This window comes from Bacillus sp. PSXD-155 (assembly GCF_049310765.1).
Classification (GTDB): Bacteria; Bacillota; Bacilli; order Bacillales; family Bacillaceae_G; genus Bacillus_A; species Bacillus_A cereus.
Map to the genome: position 1 here is coordinate 17,474 of NZ_JBMOWC010000002.1, position 15,377 is coordinate 32,850.

Genomic DNA, 15,377 nt, shown 5'->3' on the forward strand with positions numbered 1-15,377 from the left:
AAGGAGATTACAACAAAACGGTTACAAGTATATGAATGCACGCTATAATAACCATAAAACAGGAGGTTGATTCATTTTGACGATAAACCAAATGGTTCAGTTAGGCAGTGCATGTATGTTGTTTATTACTTCCGCGCTTATTAATTGGTATCAGGGAAGTAATTTAATAGATGATCCTGATGAATGGAAATATAGCGCTAAGTTTACGAATTACTTCAAAGGCACCGTTTCAAATTACGAAGATATTTATCAAATCGATTTCTTTATATATGCAGCAAAATTTTATCCAACAGCATTTATCGTTATGCTAGTGAGTTTACTTTATATGTTCATATTAATTCTTTATATTCTATTTAAAAGAAAAGATCCGACGTTTTAAATCCATACATAAAAAACCCCGAATCATAAACTTTTCAGTTTACAATTCGGGGTTTTATTTGTTTTACATTCGTTCCTAATTAGTAACGAATTAAGAAATATTTCTTCTTACCGCGGCGAATGATTGTAAATTTACCTTCGATGCGGTCGTTTTCTGTTACAACGTAGTCTAACGCTTGTGTACGCTCACCGTTTACGTAGATTGCGCCGTTCGTTACATCTTCACGTGCTTGACGTTTTGATGGAGAGATTTTGCTTTCTACAAGTAAGTCGATTAATACTGTATCTTCTGCAGTACGTTCTACAGATGGTACGTCTTTGAATCCTTGTTCAATTTCGCTTGCAGTTAGTTCTGCTACAGAACCGCTGAATAGTGCAGCTGAAATTTTGATTGCTTGCTCTAATGCTTCTTCGCCGTGAACAAGTTTTGTCATTTCAGAACCTAATGCTTTTTGTGCTGCACGTTTTTCTGGTGCTTCAGCTACTTGCTTTTCAAGCTCAAGAATTTCTTCATGAGATAAGAATGTGAAGTATTTTAAGTATTTAACAACGTCGCGGTCATCTGTGTTAATCCAGAATTGGTAGAACTCGTAAGGAGTTGTTTTCTCTGGGTCTAACCAAATTGCTCCGCCTTCTGTTTTACCAAACTTCGTACCGTCAGATTTTGTAACAAGTGGAATTGTTAAACCGAATGCTTTCGCATCTTCCTCTGATTTACGGATTAATTCAAGACCAGCTGTAATGTTACCCCATTGGTCACTACCACCGATTTGCAGACGGCAATTATGGTGTTGGTATAAGTTTAAGAAGTCATATGATTGTAAAATCATGTAACTGAACTCAGTGAATGAAATACCAGTTTCTAAACGAGATGCTACTGTATCTTTTGCTAACATATAGTTTAAACCGAAGTTTTTACCGATATCGCGTAAGAATGAAATTACATCTAAGTTACCAAGCCAGTCATAGTTGTTAGCCATCGTTGCTGGGTTGTCCACGTTTTCGAACTCTAAGAAGTTTGAAAGTTGGTTTTTAATGCTTTCTGTGTAGTAAGCAACTGTATCTTTCGTATTTAATGTACGCTCTGCTTTTTTACCACTTGGATCACCGATCATACCAGTACCACCGCCAACAAGTGCGATTGGTTGGTGACCAGCTAATTGGAAACGACGTAACATTAATACTGGTAACATATGACCAATGTGTAAGCTATCTGCTGTCGGATCGAAACCACAGTATAATTTAACGCTTTCTTTTTCTAATAATTGCTCAAGGCCCTCAGCATCTGTTTGCTGATTAATTAGACCGCGAAATTCAAGATCTTGTAAAATACCCATATCCTACATACTCTCCTTTAAGTTCATTACTGGCGTGAAAGTTGAAAACATAAAAAAATCGCCCCTTCAAATAAGGGACGATTTTGATTATCGCGTTACCACCCTAGTTGCAGGCAAAAAAGCCTACCACCTTATTTACATAACGGCTTAGCACCGTCTTTTCCCTTTTGAATACAATTCAATCGAAAAAAGATGCTCTAGGGGCGTAATTCGCGATCATCTATGTGCTGATTTCCACCGACCATCAGCTCTCTAAAACAGGGAAATGATCACTACTTCTCCCTTTCCACGCTCAATTATTCATATACTTTTCTTTATACCATCATTTATATAGGCGTGTCAAATAGAGGTGGAATTTCTCTTCTTTCCAATCCTTTACAACGCCATAAAGAGTATCGTAATAAGAGAAAGCATTGGAACCCCAACTAACAACGATACATGAAACACAACCGATAAATCATTTCCAATGGTCGCCTCCACAGGATCTTTCGCCGGGGAACCAAGAAACCCGATTAATCGATCGAATCGACTTACCGTTTTTGGAAAGTCTGGTATTTCTACATGATCACTATCTAAATGTTGCTTTAACTTATATTCACTCTTAAAGGGATTTTCGCTCAATTTCATCCACCTCCAGCAATTGTTTCAATTTCTTTATTCCATTATGAAGTCTCGATTTCACTGTTCCAATCGGAATGTTTAATATTTCTGCAATTTCTTTTTGCTGCATATCATGATAATAAGAAAGGATTAGGACCGCTCTTTGCTCTTCTGGAACTTTCAAAATTGCTTCTCTTACTGTGAGCCGATCTTCGTGAGAAAATTCTTTTTCCGGAATCGGCACTAAAAATGGCAAAAGCGTACGCCACCTTTTTCTCCTATTTAATTTATTAATCATAAGACGATAACCAATTTGAAATAAATACGTTTTTATTTTACCTTTTTCAATTTCATACATATGTTTCTTACGCTCTAGCGTCAAAAACGTATCTTGCACAAGATCGATACTTAATTGTTCATCTCGGTTAAATCGATATAAAAATTTGTATAGCGCTGGTTTGATTAAAATATATAGTCTTTCTCCCGCTTGTTTATCTCCACTTTGATACGCAAGCATGAGCTCCTCCTCAATCCCAATCTGCGCCATGATTTTTGATCTCCTTTATTCCTTTTAACGTTAATGAAATACGGGAAATTAAATATGCAATCGCAATAAAAATCCACAATTGTGATTGATTTGTAAAAAATTGCACATATGGGTTTTGAATCGTAAATCCCATTGCAACTAAAATATTTAACGCTTGCACACATATGCATGCATACAACGCAAGGCAGACAGAAATAGTATCAAATACATTCCAGCGAAAATACACTTTTGTTTTTGTAAAATCAATTTTATATCCATTTTTCCGTACTATATGTTTTCTATCAAATGGAATAATTATTGAAAACAGAACACCCATTATAGCTCCAGCTGTAAGCATTGATACTCTATATCCAATTGGTATCGGTAAGAAAAGACCACAAGAAAATACAACTATAATTCCAATTAAAGCAAAAGCAAGAAGTAATTTATTAGACATAAAAAAGCCTCCCTCATCTATTCTTTCACAAATGTATACAGACGAGGAAGACACTTCGTTCAAATATTATTTTAATTTTTTTATAATCTTTGCGGGATTCCCGCCAACTACTACATTATTAGATACATCTCTCGTTACGACAGCACCAGATGCGATCACCGCATTGTCTCCAATTGTTACACCTGGATTAATAATTGCTCTTCCGCCAATCCATACGTTATCGCCAATTGTAACTGGTTTTCCGTATTCTGATCCGCTTATGCGCTCTACTGGATCAAGCGGGTGTGTTGCTGTATAAATGTGAACACCTGGAGCTAACATACAGTTCACTCCGATTGTTACCGGGCATACGTCTAAAATTGTACAGTCAAAGTTCGCGTAAAAATTTTCGCCAACGTGAATGTTATAACCGTAATCACATCTAAAAGAAGATTCAAGATGAATATTATCTCCTGTCGTTCCAAATAATTCTTTTACGATTTCGCTACGCTCTTTTAATTGCTCTTCTGGCGTATCATTTAATTTTCTCGTTAATATACGTGCTTGCTCTCTTTCTTGTACTAAAACTGGATCAGCCGGTATGTACATTTCTCCTAGTATCATCTTTTCTTTTTCTGTTTTCATCATACTCCCCCCTTTAACTTATATATATAAGTTAATAATAACATAAAAAAAGGTCTGAACATTTTTCGTTCAGACCTTCCTCTCTTAATCTTCCATCGTTGATAAGTCACCTGTTGGTAAGTTTAATTCCCACGCTTTTAATACGCGGCGCATAATTTTACCACTTCTCGTTTTCGGTAATTTATCTCTAAATTCAATTTGCCTTGGCGCTGCATGAGCTGCTAGGCCTTTCTTTACAAATTGACGAATTTCTTCTTTTAATTCATCAGATGGTTCGTATCCTGCTCGAAGTGCGATAAATGCTTTAATAATTTCACCACGCACTGGATCAGGAATACCAATTACACCTGCTTCTGCAACAGCAGCATGCTCGATTAATTTACTTTCTACTTCAAACGGACCAACGCGCTCACCTGACGTCATAATTACATCGTCAATACGTCCTTGGAACCAGAAGTATCCATCTTCATCCATATAGGCAGAGTCACCTGATACGTACCAATCTCCCGGCATGAAATAAGATTCATACTTTTTCTGGTTATTCCAGATTGCACGCATCATAGATGGCCAACCTTTCGCAATTGCTAAGTTACCCATTGTGTATGGAGGAACTTCATTTCCTTCATTATCAACAATCGCTGCTTTCACACCTGGAATTGGTTTACCCATTGAGCCTGGGCGAATTTCCATACAAGGGTAGTTACAAATAACTTGTCCGCCTGTTTCTGTCATCCACCACGTATCATGAATACGAAGTCCAAATGCATTCATACCCCAGCGAATTACTTCTGGATTTAACGGCTCACCAACGCTTAATACGTGACGAACTTGTGATAAGTCGTATTTTTTAATTGCGTCTTGTCCAGCTCCCATTAACATACGGAACGCTGTTGGTGCGCTGTACCAAACCGTCACACCGTAATCTTGCAGTGCTTCATACCAAGCTTCTGGACTAAAGCGTCCACCTAAAATAACATTTGACGCTCCAACTAACCACGGTGCGAAAATACCGTAAGCAGTTCCCGTTACCCAGCCCGGGTCAGCTGTGCACCAATATACGTCATCTTCTTTTAAATCTAATACCCATTTCGCCGTTTGATAGTGCTGAACCATTGCATTTTGCGCATGAAGCACACCCTTTGGCTTACCAGTAGAACCAGACGTATAGTGAAGAATTAAACCATCTTCACGGCCTAACCATTCAATATGTAATTCTTTTGAAGCTTGTTCAAATAAAGGATTGAACGCTACCGTTTTACCGCCTTCTTCTACATTATCTCCAACAAGGAAAACTGTTTTTAAAGCAGGTAAATCATTTAATGGTACACGCTCTAATAACTCAGGCGTTGTAATTAACACCTTCGCTTCACTATCTTCTAAACGATCGCGAACCGCACCTTCCATAAATGCTTCAAATAACGGTCCAACAATTGCTCCTAATTTCACTGCACCTAAAAGTGCGAAATATAACTCTGGAGAACGTGGCATAAAAATAAAAACGCGATCGCCTTTTTCTACATCGCCATAATTTTTCAGGACATTCCCTGCTTTATTAGAAAAATCCTTCATTTCCTTAAACGTATATTTCTCTTTTCGCGATCCATCTTGATAATAAAGAGCTACTTTATTCTTTCGATCGGATTTCGCATGCTTATCAATTGCCTCATACGCCATATTTACTCGGCCTGTTTCATTCCAAGTAAAGTTTTTATTAACCTCTTCCCAGTTAAAATTCGCGTATGCCTCATCATAATTCGGCAAATTATTTTCTCCTTTAATGACAGGAAGCGTTTCTACTTTCATACTTTACATCCCCCTCCTATGTATTCTATTATCTATTATAATGATATTATTTAAAATTTTCAGTATATTTGTTGATTTTTAGACAAATTTTTAATGACAAAATTCGATTCACATCGCATATATTATAAAGTACGATATTAATAGATTCACAAACCCTCAAGGTGGTGAGCAATACATTGATTCATAAAAAAATATACAATGCTAGAAACTTAAAAACAGCGAAAGGCACTTTAATTATTGAAGGTCCTGTCTCTACACATAATCTTGAAATGTATGAATTTCATCCAGATTTAGTTGCATTTCGTCCTGCTGAACAGCAATATAAAGCAATTGTCGAAATTTCTAAATTACCAGAAGCTCGACTCATTATCGCTAGACATGACCAAATGATTGTTGGATATGTTACATATTTATATCCTGATCCACTTGAACGATGGTCAGAAGGAAAAATGGAAAACTTAATTGAGCTTGGGGCAATAGAAGTAGTCCCAGCCTTCCGCGGGAGTTCTGTCGGAAAGAACTTACTAGAGGTTTCTATGATGGACGATTATATGGAAGATTACATTATATTGACGACTGAATATTATTGGCACTGGGATTTGAAACAAACAGGATTGAATGTGTGGGAATACCGAAAAGTAATGGAAAAGATGATGAATGCCGGCGGGTTACAATGGATGGCTACAGACGATCCTGAAATTTGTTCACATCCCGCCAACTGTTTAATGGTCCGCATCGGTAAACGCGTTGATACGGATTCTATTCAAGCTTTTGATCGTCTACGTTTTCACAATCGTTTTATGTATTAATAAAGGGGGCAACTGGAATGATTGTAGAAGAAATTATGAATCAAAATGTAGTTACACTACATCCAAACGATACAATCGAAACAGCAATCCGAACGATTCGCACGAAAGGCATTCGGCACATTCCAATTGTCGATCAAAATAATCACGTCGTAGGCATTATTTCTGATCGGGATGTAAGAGATGCAAGTCCGTCTATTCTAGATGAACAAGTTTCACTCGATATGCTACAGCAACCGCTTGAACTTATTATGAAACATCCTGTAATGACTTGCCACCCTCTCGATTTCGTTGAGGAAATTGCTACTTTATTTTTTGAAAATAAAATTGGCTGCCTTCCTGTTACAAAGGCTGGTAAGTTAGTTGGTATCATCTCAGAATCTACAGTACTGCACACGTTAGTGAAATTAACAGGGGCACATCAACCGAGTTCACAAATTGAAATTCAAGTAAAAAACGAACCTGGTATTCTTGGAAAAGTCGTTGCTATTTTTAGTGATTTACAAATAAATATCGTGAGCGTTCTCGTCTATCCAGCAAAAGACGAGAATGATAAAGTACTTGTTTTCCGCATTCAAACGATGAATCCTCTAAAAGTGATTGATGCACTTGAAGCAGAAGGCTATCGCGTATTATGGCCGAACATCATGGGGATGCAAGCATGAGTAGCGCGTTTATTTATTCGGATGACTTTCGGGGCTATTCATTTAGCCCTAATCATCCTTTTAACCAACTGCGCGTCACACTTACGTATGATTTATTACAAAAGGGCGGTTTCATCTCTCCCTCTCAAATCATCTCACCACGGATGGCTACAGATGAAGAGATTGCCTACGTTCATACAGAGGAGTACATAAATGCGGTAAAACGTGCTGGAGAAGGAAATTTAGAAAAATCAATTGCGATGACATATGGACTTGGAACAGAAGATACACCGATGTTTCCAAATATGCACGAAGCAAGCGCATTGCTCGTTGGTGGTACATTAACAGCTGTCGATGCTGTTCTTTCCGGAAAAGTAAAACACGCGCTTAACTTAGGAGGCGGCTTACATCATGGCTTCCGTGGTAAAGCATCTGGCTTTTGTATTTATAACGACAGTTCTATCGCAATGAAGTATATTCAGAAGAAATACGGTTTACGCGTCCTATATATTGATACAGACGCTCATCACGGTGATGGTGTACAGTGGTCATTTTATGATGACCCTAACGTATGCACCATTTCATTACATGAAACTGGTCGCTATTTATTCCCTGGAACTGGCGCTGTAAACGAACGCGGACAAGGTAATGGTTATAGTTATTCTTTTAACGTTCCACTCGATGCTTTTACAGAAGATGAATCGTTCTTAGAATCATATCGAACTGTTGTAAAAGAAGTTGCAGCATACTTTAAACCGGATATTATTTTAACGCAAAATGGTGCTGATGCACATTACTACGACCCACTTACACACCTTTGTGCGACCATGAATATTTACCGCGAAATACCGAAACTCGCTCGTGAAATTGCTAATGAATATTGCGACGGTCGCTGGATCGCTGTCGGCGGTGGCGGCTATGACCATTGGCGCGTCGTACCAAGAGCATGGGCGCTCATTTGGCTCGAAATGAACAACATCCAAAACATCTCAGGTTATCTCCCTCCAGAATGGATTGAAGCTTGGAAAGGACAAGCAGAAACAGAACTTCCCCTCACATGGGAAGATCCAGACAACATGTATAAACCTATCCCCCGTAAACCAGAAATTGAAGAAAAAAATGCATTAACTGTAGCGAAATCCCTTGAAATTATTCGGAATAATATGACAAAATCTTTGTACTAAACGAAAAGGAGGCTCGTTTTTGAATAGCCTCCTTTTATTTATTGTCGGTTTCTGTCGGTAAGTCGATATATTTTAATAATCGCTGATATATTTCGAGATGCGCCGATATATTTTCATTTCATAACAGCCTGGCCCAACTTTTATGAGAAAAGGTCGTGATATTATGTGGAAACGACAAATGATCCACACGAAACGTGGTACATTTGAACTCTTTACAAAAGGAGATGGCGAATCGCTTTGTATTACACATCACTATTCACAATTTAATGAAACTGGTGATTACTTTGCGGATGTTTTTACTGCTACGCATCGTGTATTTCTCATTAATTTACGAGATACTGGTCGCTCTGTAACCGCCCATTCAGAAAACGAATTAAGCATGATTGAAACAATCCACGACTTAGAAGCAATACGAGAAGCATTACAACTTCCAACATGGCATTTCGCTGGTCATTCAACAGGTGGTATGCTTGGCCTTTTATATGCGATTACATATCCAAATTCCTTACAATCATTAGTCGTAGTAGGAGCTGCAGCAAGTAACTATACCGAAACACCATTTTGCATTTATCATCCCGAACATTCACAATTTCATTATATGCAAGAGCTCATCGAAAACTTAAAAAGCCCTCACCTTACAAGTGAAGAACGGAAAGAACTATCTACTAAGAGAACAAAATTATCATTGTATAAACCAGAAAACTACAACTCTTATTTTTGTAAACCAATCAAAAAAACAATGTCCGTTAGCCGGATGAATGCTTTCGTCAATGAATATCCTTCATTTGATTTAAGAGAGTATTTACCTTCCATCCAAACAAAGACACTTATTATATGCGGAAGATATGATGTACAGTGCCCAATTCAGTATTCTATCAAGATGCATGATGGGATACGTAATTCTATCTTCATTCCATTTGAAAACAGCAACCATTATCCTTTTTTAGAAGAGGCTACTCAGTTTACTTCTACTACTCAAACATTTTATAAATCATTGCAACAAGGAACTCTAAAATAGTATGTTAAGGTCGCAAGCTAATTTTCGAACAAAAAGCTCACAGCCTCTATAAGACTATGAGCTTTTTTCAAAAGAAATATTTCACACTAAAAACAACTAAAAAAATACAAGAAATAACAACTAAACCCACATCAAGTAATACCGACTTTTTATCTCTATCTTTTAAACTTACCTTAGAGCTAGAAATGCTTTTAATTACCCAAAAGATCGCAAAAAAGAACCAACCAAAATGATCATTCGTAGAATCTTCATCATAAAACATTTGTATTGCACCAATAATCAATAAGATAAGTACGATATTAGTTCCAATCTTTAAAGCCTTGTTTGATTTATTATCTTTTAATATATCCCCCAACATATAGCACGCCCCTCATGCTCTCCTCTGTTTTGTTTCTCTTTACATTTTAACATAAATTACCTATTCCTTCCTTTTCATTCGAATAACATACAAAAAAACCTGCCAATTACTCGGCAGGTTCCCTACACATTAAAACGATAACCAGCTCCCCATACTGTTTCAATATATTGTGGGTGGGCAGGATCTCTTTCAATTTTTTCACGTAGCTTTCTAATGTGGACGACAACAGTGGCTAAATCACCAGCGGAATCTAATCCCCAAATGCGTTCAAATAACTGTTCTTTATTTAATACTTGGTTTGGATGTGTGACAAAGAATGTTAATAAATCAAATTCCTTCGTTGTAAATGCCACTTCTTCATTGTTTATAAAAACTTTCCTCGCTCGTTGATCGATAGAAATTCCGTGAATATATAACGTATCACGTTGCTTACTTACATTTCCTGATAATCTTTCATAACGAGCAATATGAGCTTTTACTCTTGCGACTAATTCGCTTGGGCTAAACGGTTTCGTTATATAATCATCCGCTCCTAATCCGAGTCCGCGAATTTTATCTATATCTTCTTTTTTTGCTGAAACAAGTAGAATCGGAATATCTTTTACAGCACGTATTTGTTTACAAATTTCGAATCCGTTCATTTTCGGGAGCATAATATCTAAAATAATTAAATCATATTCTTCTTGCAGGGCTATTTGTAAACCTGTTTCTCCTGAATGCTCTACATCAACTTGGAAATCATTAATTTCTAAATAATCTCGCTGTAATTCTGCAATACTTACTTCATCTTCTATTAGTAAAATTCTTTTCAATTTACTCACCACATTCCTCTACTTTTTCCAATGAGAAGAAAATGCTTGTGCCTTTACCAAGCTCGCTTTCCGCCCAAATTCCCCCGCCATGTTCTTCAACAATTTGCTTCGCTATTGCTAAACCAAGTCCACTTCCACCTGTGCTAGAATTTCGCGATTGTTCTGCACGATAAAAACGTTCAAAGATATACGGTAGCGTATCAGATTCTATACCTGATCCATTGTCCATCACTTTCACAATAACTTTATTGTTATCACTCGATACTGTTACAGTAATTTTCTTCTCTTCTTTATCCATGTACTTCACACTATTATGAATTAAATTTGATATAACTCTATTTATCTTTTCGCAATCAGCCGTTACATATAATGGCGATGAATGTAATTGTAAGTTAACTTCTATACCTTCTTCACTTAAATCCATCTGCATCTCTTCTATTAATTCTTGCATAAACGTATTTAATTCAACTGTCTCAAATTGGAATGGAACTCGATTCAAATCGAGCTTTGAAAACAAAAAGAGTTCATCAATGAGTGTGTCCATATGTTTTGCCTTCGTGTGAATTGTCGTTAAATACTTATCCATTTTTTCTGGCGTATTTGCTACCCCGTCCTTTATTCCCTCTACATATCCGATAATAGATGTAATCGGTGTTTTTAAATCATGCGATATGTTTGAAATAAGTTCTTTTCGATTTTCTTCATACTGCGTTTGTACTTCAATCGATTCTTTTAACTTCTTCCTCATTTCCTCAAATCCTTGATTTAATTGACCTATTTCATCGTGCGATGTAACTGGCATTTGAAAATCTAAATTTCCTTCTTTAATTTTCTCTGTTGCGCCTTTCAATACAAAAATTGGTTTTATTACACTTCTTGAAACGAGATAACTTAATAACCCAATAAGTAAAATAGCTAATAGTAAAAGCGATACGAATAAGATTGGAAATAATTTTTGTGTAAGATCTACAAATGAACTTTGCTTTTTTAGTACAAATATACTCCCTTCTTCTTTCTCTGCAAAATAAAAATCAAATTTTACATATCGATAAAATGTATCACCTAGTTCCGTTGTACCACGACTATTAATATTTGCTGCTTCAAATTTCGGAAGGGCTTCTATTAAAGTCGAACTTTCAAAACCCTTTGTAGCATAAGAAATGTTTTCTCCCTTTCTTACAATTATTTTCACGCCTTCTTTTTCAATTGATGAAACGAACGATTCATCTAATAATTGAGATTGATGTTGCTTTGCCGCTAATTTTAATTCAAGATAGGCATTCTCTTCTTCTGGTGTAAGCGGCTTTTGAATGTAAGAACTTTTATAGAAATTTTTCACTGCTTCCAAGTCACCTGTTATCGAAAAAACAATTAAAAATCCCGCGACTAATATGAGCGTAATAGAAACGAGAATTACAGCAATATAAGAAAATAAAAACCTTGTTTTAATAGACATCATTTACATCCTCACTTTACCCATCCTTCATATTCATAAGCATAAAAATATATGTTCAAATACTCAAGCGATTTTATAGTAATTTTAGCGTCAGTTTATAAAAATTTAATGTTCCTATTTTACAGTTGAAATTAGGAGGTTGAAATTCCATGTTCAAAAAAACATTCAGTATGATATGTTGCGTAATTTTTTTACAAGGATGCTCGCAAGAACAAGAAGTAAAAAAGGAGATGACAAACATGGAGACTGCACTACTAGCAGCTACTGAAAAAAATGAAACGAATACTGTTATATCTTTACTAAAACAAGGCGCAAATATAAATGCGACGGATAATCAAGGACGCACTCCGCTTATGATTGCTACATACAAAAATGATGTAAAAACCGCAAAAGCGCTTATCGAATCTGGTGCTGATGTAAATATCCAAGATGACATGAAAAACAATCCCTTTCTATACGCCGGTGCGGAAGGTTACTTAGACATTTTAAAGCTAACAATTGATGCTGGTGCAGATCCTACGATTACAAATCGTTACGGTGGAACAGCTCTTATCCCAGCCTCAGAACATGGCTATATTGAAGTTATAAAAGAACTCCTCACTCGAACAAATATTGATGTAAATCATGTAAATAACCTCGGATGGACAGCTTTAATGGAAGCCATCGTACTAAATAACGGAAACGAAACACAGCAACAAGTCATTCGCCTTCTTATTGAGCACGGTGCAGATGTAAATATTCCAGACCATGATGGTGTTACCCCGTTAGAGCATGCTCGCGCTCATCACTTTGAAGAGATAGAGAAGATTTTGTTAGAAGGACGTAAGTAAAAAGCTAATTTTTGCCTTCCTCCCCCACCCTATGCTACATTTAAGCCGTTACATTAATATTAATAGGGTGGGAATAAAAATGAACAAACCTAAAATTGGGATGATTGGACTTGGAAGTATTGCGCAAAAGGCCTATCTTCCAACACTTACAAAAGAAACAGATTGGAATTTTGTAGGGGCGTTTACACCTAACGAGGAGAAAAGAAAACAAGTTTGCCAGCAATACCGGATTCAAGACTTTCATTCTATTGAAATGTTAGCTTCGGAATGCGATGCAATCTTCGTGCATAGTTCAACTGCATCACATTATGAAATCGTTTCTGAACTTCTGAAAAAAGGGATCGACGTTTATGTTGATAAGCCGCTAGCAGCTACAGTGGAACAAGCTGAGCAACTAGTCGAGTTGAGCGAGAAGTATAACCGAAAATTAATGGTCGGATTTAATCGCAGATTCGTTCCTATGTATGTCGCTGCCAAAGAACAGGCTAATGATATTTCATGGATTCGAATTGAAAAGCATCGTACAAATAAAGTCGGGCCATATACGTACGACTTCACTATGTTAGATGATTATTTACACATTGTAGATACTGCTCGCTGGTTAGCTAATGATGACCTTAACGCCGTCCACAATATGATGCAAATCAATGAAAAGAATGAACTTCTTTACGGACATCATACATATACAACTCCAAGTGGACTGTTACTTTCTACTGCAATGCATCGCCATGCCGGTACAAATTTAGAACAAATTGAACTTGTAACGCCAGGGAAAATCATTCGCGTAAAAAATATGAATACATTTGAAATTGAACAGGAAAACTCAGTTTCACAAAGTGGTTCCCCATCATGGGATACGACGTTAAAACAACGTGGTTTTGAAGATGCTGTTCATCATTTTATTGAGTGTGTACAAGGCGATACAAAGCCTGTTGTAGATGGATTAGAAGGATTAAAAACGCAGCAAATGCTACAATCTTTACTAGATGATGTAAACAAAAATTAAAACGGATACATTTTTCAGAATTTACTTTCATTCCCATTTCCTCTTTATTTCTCTCGTAAATTTCTATAGAATATGTTGATAGGAATTATAAATTTCATAATGAATCGTGGAAAGGATGGGATTAACACATGTGGAACGAGTTTAAAAAATTCGCATTCAAAGGTAATGTAATCGATTTAGCTGTCGGGGTTGTAATCGGTGCTGCATTTGGTAAAATCGTTAGTTCTTTAGTAAAAGATATCATCACACCATTACTTGGTATGGTATTAGGTGGCGTTGACTTTACAGATTTAAAAATTACATTCGGTAAATCATCTATTATGTATGGTAACTTCATCCAAACTATTTTTGATTTCTTAATTATTGCAGCTGCTATCTTTATGTTTGTTAAAGTTTTCAACAAACTAACATCTAAAAGAGAAGAAGAAAAAGAGGAAGAACTTCCAGAACCAACAAAAGAAGAAGAACTTCTTGGCGAAATTCGCGACTTACTAAAACAGCAAAACTCTTCTAAAGATAGAGCATAATTGAACGGATAAAAAGGCATGTCCCTCGGGACATGCCTTTTCTATATGCTATAACGTTTCCGAATTCATATGAATAAATAAAATAATACCAGCAACCATAAGTACCATAATGCTACCTGCAAATAGTGTAATACCAATAAACATTAAACTTGTGCTCATATCTACTGATACACTTTCAATAAAAATAGAAATTACATACGTGATAAGGGCAATTCCTGCAAGAATACTTCCTGGAACAAATCGCTTTAAGCCATTTTGTTTTAACGTCATATATGCAAAAATAGCAGTCATACAAAGCGTAATTATCCAAAGAACGATCATCTCTTCTCCCCCCTCACAAGCCTTTTCTTTCTATTATACATGACATTGCCCTATAATAGGTAAATTTGCACTTATGTGACATATAACAAGGAATCATACAATTTATAGAGAAATCTTCTAAATAAGCTATAAACTAGGGAGAATTTCAATTGGAAGATGATATTGTAGGATATTTTAAACAAGTAGAGCGATTCGATTAAATTACAATTGACTTAGACAAAGATGAAACCATTATTACTGGCCATGTGAAACAATATAATCCTTCTAGATTAGAACAGTTAATACAAAGTTTTAAAACGCACTGCCCAAACATGCCTTGAACATAATTTACGAAGCGCTGAAGAACTTTTTGCATTTTGGAAAAGAAATTGACCACTGGGAAAATATGGATATTTTTCATATAAATTGATATAATTACCATATACAAATATTCTTTGTAAGGGAGTGTTCATAATGATTTGGATTTCACTAATCGTATTAGCTTATTTCATCATTCTCGTCCCAATACAGTACAACTACATTAAAATGCTCAAAGAAAAACAGAAAAAAATGAATGTCTCACAAAACGAACTATATGACAACATGTCTTATGAAGAATCCCAAGTGCATTACCATTATCAAAGTAACGTATTTACAATACCTGCTTCGCTTGTCGCAAGTATTATTTATAAAGTGAAACATGCAGCATAA

General features: G+C 36.2%; 19 protein-coding genes and 1 other annotated feature. Of the genes, 9 read left to right on the forward strand and 10 right to left on the reverse strand.

Annotated features, from left to right (window positions below; genetic code table 11):
• The first annotated feature begins 76 nt into the window (after positions 1 to 76).
• Entirely contained in the window at positions 77 to 379 is a 303-nt protein-coding gene (locus tag ACO6VI_RS01520; RefSeq protein WP_023523185.1) for a YjdJ family protein, read from the forward strand.
• A gap of 79 nt (positions 380 to 458) precedes the next feature.
• Here the strand turns inward: ACO6VI_RS01520 and tyrS are convergent, their stop codons facing one another.
• The 6 genes from tyrS to acsA form a co-directional block, all read right to left on the reverse strand.
• Entirely contained in the window at positions 459 to 1,715 is a 1,257-nt protein-coding gene (gene tyrS, locus ACO6VI_RS01525) for a tyrosine--tRNA ligase (protein ID WP_000512081.1), read from the reverse strand.
• A 70-nt stretch (positions 1,716 to 1,785) separates the two neighbouring features.
• Positions 1,786 to 2,013 (reverse strand) — a binding site (T-box leader).
• 77 nt (positions 2,014 to 2,090) lie between these two features.
• A complete protein-coding gene (locus ACO6VI_RS01530) occupies positions 2,091 to 2,336 on the reverse strand; it encodes a hypothetical protein (RefSeq protein WP_001293786.1) in 246 nt (81 codons plus the stop codon).
• Positions 2,317 to 2,862: an RNA polymerase sigma factor gene (locus ACO6VI_RS01535; protein ID WP_000057196.1), complete on the reverse strand. Its 546-nt coding sequence runs from the start codon at positions 2,860 to 2,862 to the stop codon at positions 2,317 to 2,319. Before ACO6VI_RS01535 ends, ACO6VI_RS01530 begins: the two co-directional genes overlap by 20 nt.
• Positions 2,843 to 3,298, reverse strand: a complete 456-nt coding sequence (locus ACO6VI_RS01540) for a hypothetical protein (RefSeq protein WP_000066427.1) — start codon at positions 3,296 to 3,298, stop codon at positions 2,843 to 2,845. Before ACO6VI_RS01540 ends, ACO6VI_RS01535 begins: the two co-directional genes overlap by 20 nt.
• A gap of 66 nt (positions 3,299 to 3,364) precedes the next feature.
• Entirely contained in the window at positions 3,365 to 3,925 is a 561-nt protein-coding gene (locus tag ACO6VI_RS01545; RefSeq protein WP_003271816.1) for a maltose acetyltransferase domain-containing protein, read from the reverse strand.
• Between the two features lie 81 nt (positions 3,926 to 4,006).
• Entirely contained in the window at positions 4,007 to 5,725 is a 1,719-nt protein-coding gene (gene acsA / locus ACO6VI_RS01550) for an acetate--CoA ligase (protein WP_063548778.1), read from the reverse strand.
• Between the two features lie 176 nt (positions 5,726 to 5,901).
• Here acsA and acuA point away from each other — a divergent pair, with 176 nt between their 5' ends.
• The 4 genes from acuA (at position 5,902) to ACO6VI_RS01570 (ending at position 9,377) form a co-directional block, all read left to right on the forward strand.
• Complete coding sequence (gene acuA / locus ACO6VI_RS01555; protein WP_000581393.1) at positions 5,902 to 6,534, forward strand: acetoin utilization protein acetyltransferase AcuA; 633 nt, start codon at positions 5,902 to 5,904, stop codon at positions 6,532 to 6,534.
• Between the two features lie 17 nt (positions 6,535 to 6,551).
• Positions 6,552 to 7,196, forward strand: coding sequence for an acetoin utilization AcuB family protein (locus tag ACO6VI_RS01560; RefSeq protein ID WP_000634583.1), 645 nt, complete (start codon positions 6,552 to 6,554; stop codon positions 7,194 to 7,196).
• Positions 7,193 to 8,359: an acetoin utilization protein AcuC gene (acuC, locus tag ACO6VI_RS01565; protein WP_080469885.1), complete on the forward strand. Its 1,167-nt coding sequence runs from the start codon at positions 7,193 to 7,195 to the stop codon at positions 8,357 to 8,359. Before ACO6VI_RS01560 ends, acuC begins: the two co-directional genes overlap by 4 nt.
• Positions 8,360 to 8,501: 142 nt before the next feature.
• Entirely contained in the window at positions 8,502 to 9,377 is an 876-nt protein-coding gene (locus tag ACO6VI_RS01570) for an alpha/beta fold hydrolase (protein ID WP_003271811.1), read from the forward strand.
• A gap of 67 nt (positions 9,378 to 9,444) precedes the next feature.
• Here the strand turns inward: ACO6VI_RS01570 and ACO6VI_RS01575 are convergent, their stop codons facing one another.
• From ACO6VI_RS01575 to ACO6VI_RS01585, 3 genes are all read right to left on the reverse strand, one after another.
• Positions 9,445 to 9,735 carry a hypothetical protein gene (locus ACO6VI_RS01575; protein ID WP_000900160.1) on the reverse strand — a complete coding sequence of 97 codons (291 nt, stop codon included), beginning with the start codon at positions 9,733 to 9,735 and terminating at the stop codon, positions 9,445 to 9,447.
• Positions 9,736 to 9,857: 122 nt separating this feature from the next.
• Positions 9,858 to 10,547 (reverse strand): response regulator transcription factor, encoded by a 690-nt coding sequence (locus ACO6VI_RS01580; RefSeq protein ID WP_003271808.1) that lies wholly within the window; start codon positions 10,545 to 10,547, stop codon positions 9,858 to 9,860.
• Between the two features lies 1 nt (position 10,548).
• Positions 10,549 to 12,003 carry a HAMP domain-containing sensor histidine kinase gene (locus ACO6VI_RS01585; protein ID WP_161520045.1) on the reverse strand — a complete coding sequence of 485 codons (1,455 nt, stop codon included), beginning with the start codon at positions 12,001 to 12,003 and terminating at the stop codon, positions 10,549 to 10,551.
• Between the two features lie 149 nt (positions 12,004 to 12,152).
• On the opposite strand from ACO6VI_RS01585, the gene ACO6VI_RS01590 reads away from it, so the two are divergent.
• From ACO6VI_RS01590 to mscL, 3 genes are all read left to right on the forward strand, one after another.
• Positions 12,153 to 12,833, forward strand: a complete 681-nt coding sequence (locus ACO6VI_RS01590) for an ankyrin repeat domain-containing protein (RefSeq protein WP_053563542.1) — start codon at positions 12,153 to 12,155, stop codon at positions 12,831 to 12,833.
• Between the two features lie 79 nt (positions 12,834 to 12,912).
• Entirely contained in the window at positions 12,913 to 13,839 is a 927-nt protein-coding gene (locus tag ACO6VI_RS01595; protein WP_063548786.1) for a Gfo/Idh/MocA family protein, read from the forward strand.
• A gap of 128 nt (positions 13,840 to 13,967) precedes the next feature.
• The gene (mscL, locus tag ACO6VI_RS01600; RefSeq protein WP_000267003.1) at positions 13,968 to 14,366 is read left to right on the forward strand and encodes a large-conductance mechanosensitive channel protein MscL; all 399 of its coding nucleotides are present in this window, start codon (positions 13,968 to 13,970) and stop codon (positions 14,364 to 14,366) included.
• A gap of 48 nt (positions 14,367 to 14,414) precedes the next feature.
• Here the strand turns inward: mscL and ACO6VI_RS01605 are convergent, their stop codons facing one another.
• Positions 14,415 to 14,687, reverse strand: a complete 273-nt coding sequence (locus ACO6VI_RS01605) for a DUF3917 domain-containing protein (protein WP_000636589.1) — start codon at positions 14,685 to 14,687, stop codon at positions 14,415 to 14,417.
• A 453-nt stretch (positions 14,688 to 15,140) separates the two neighbouring features.
• Between ACO6VI_RS01605 and ACO6VI_RS01610 the strand changes: the two genes are divergently transcribed.
• A complete protein-coding gene (locus ACO6VI_RS01610; protein ID WP_000637899.1) occupies positions 15,141 to 15,377 on the forward strand; it encodes a DUF3949 domain-containing protein in 237 nt (78 codons plus the stop codon).

Excerpts from the sequence above, each read along its gene's own strand:
- ACO6VI_RS01560 (WP_000634583.1), top strand. The coding sequence starts at position 6,552 with ATGATTGTAGAAGAAATTATGAATCAAAATGTAGTTACACTACATCCA.
- ACO6VI_RS01610 (WP_000637899.1), top strand. The coding sequence starts at position 15,141 with ATGATTTGGATTTCACTAATCGTATTAGCTTATTTCATCATTCTCGTC.
- ACO6VI_RS01595 (WP_063548786.1), top strand. The coding sequence starts at position 12,913 with ATGAACAAACCTAAAATTGGGATGATTGGACTTGGAAGTATTGCGCAA.
- ACO6VI_RS01575 (WP_000900160.1), bottom strand. The coding sequence starts at position 9,735 with ATGTTGGGGGATATATTAAAAGATAATAAATCAAACAAGGCTTTAAAG.
- ACO6VI_RS01545 (WP_003271816.1), bottom strand. The coding sequence starts at position 3,925 with ATGATGAAAACAGAAAAAGAAAAGATGATACTAGGAGAAATGTACATA.
- ACO6VI_RS01570 (WP_003271811.1), top strand. The coding sequence starts at position 8,502 with ATGAGAAAAGGTCGTGATATTATGTGGAAACGACAAATGATCCACACG.
- acuC (WP_080469885.1), top strand. The coding sequence starts at position 7,193 with ATGAGTAGCGCGTTTATTTATTCGGATGACTTTCGGGGCTATTCATTT.
- ACO6VI_RS01540 (WP_000066427.1), bottom strand. The coding sequence starts at position 3,298 with ATGTCTAATAAATTACTTCTTGCTTTTGCTTTAATTGGAATTATAGTT.
- tyrS (WP_000512081.1), bottom strand. The coding sequence starts at position 1,715 with ATGGGTATTTTACAAGATCTTGAATTTCGCGGTCTAATTAATCAGCAA.
- ACO6VI_RS01605 (WP_000636589.1), bottom strand. The coding sequence starts at position 14,687 with ATGATCGTTCTTTGGATAATTACGCTTTGTATGACTGCTATTTTTGCA.
- ACO6VI_RS01585 (WP_161520045.1), bottom strand. The coding sequence starts at position 12,003 with ATGTCTATTAAAACAAGGTTTTTATTTTCTTATATTGCTGTAATTCTC.
- acsA (WP_063548778.1), bottom strand. The coding sequence starts at position 5,725 with ATGAAAGTAGAAACGCTTCCTGTCATTAAAGGAGAAAATAATTTGCCG.
- ACO6VI_RS01590 (WP_053563542.1), top strand. The coding sequence starts at position 12,153 with ATGTTCAAAAAAACATTCAGTATGATATGTTGCGTAATTTTTTTACAA.
- mscL (WP_000267003.1), top strand. The coding sequence starts at position 13,968 with ATGTGGAACGAGTTTAAAAAATTCGCATTCAAAGGTAATGTAATCGAT.
- ACO6VI_RS01535 (WP_000057196.1), bottom strand. The coding sequence starts at position 2,862 with ATGGCGCAGATTGGGATTGAGGAGGAGCTCATGCTTGCGTATCAAAGT.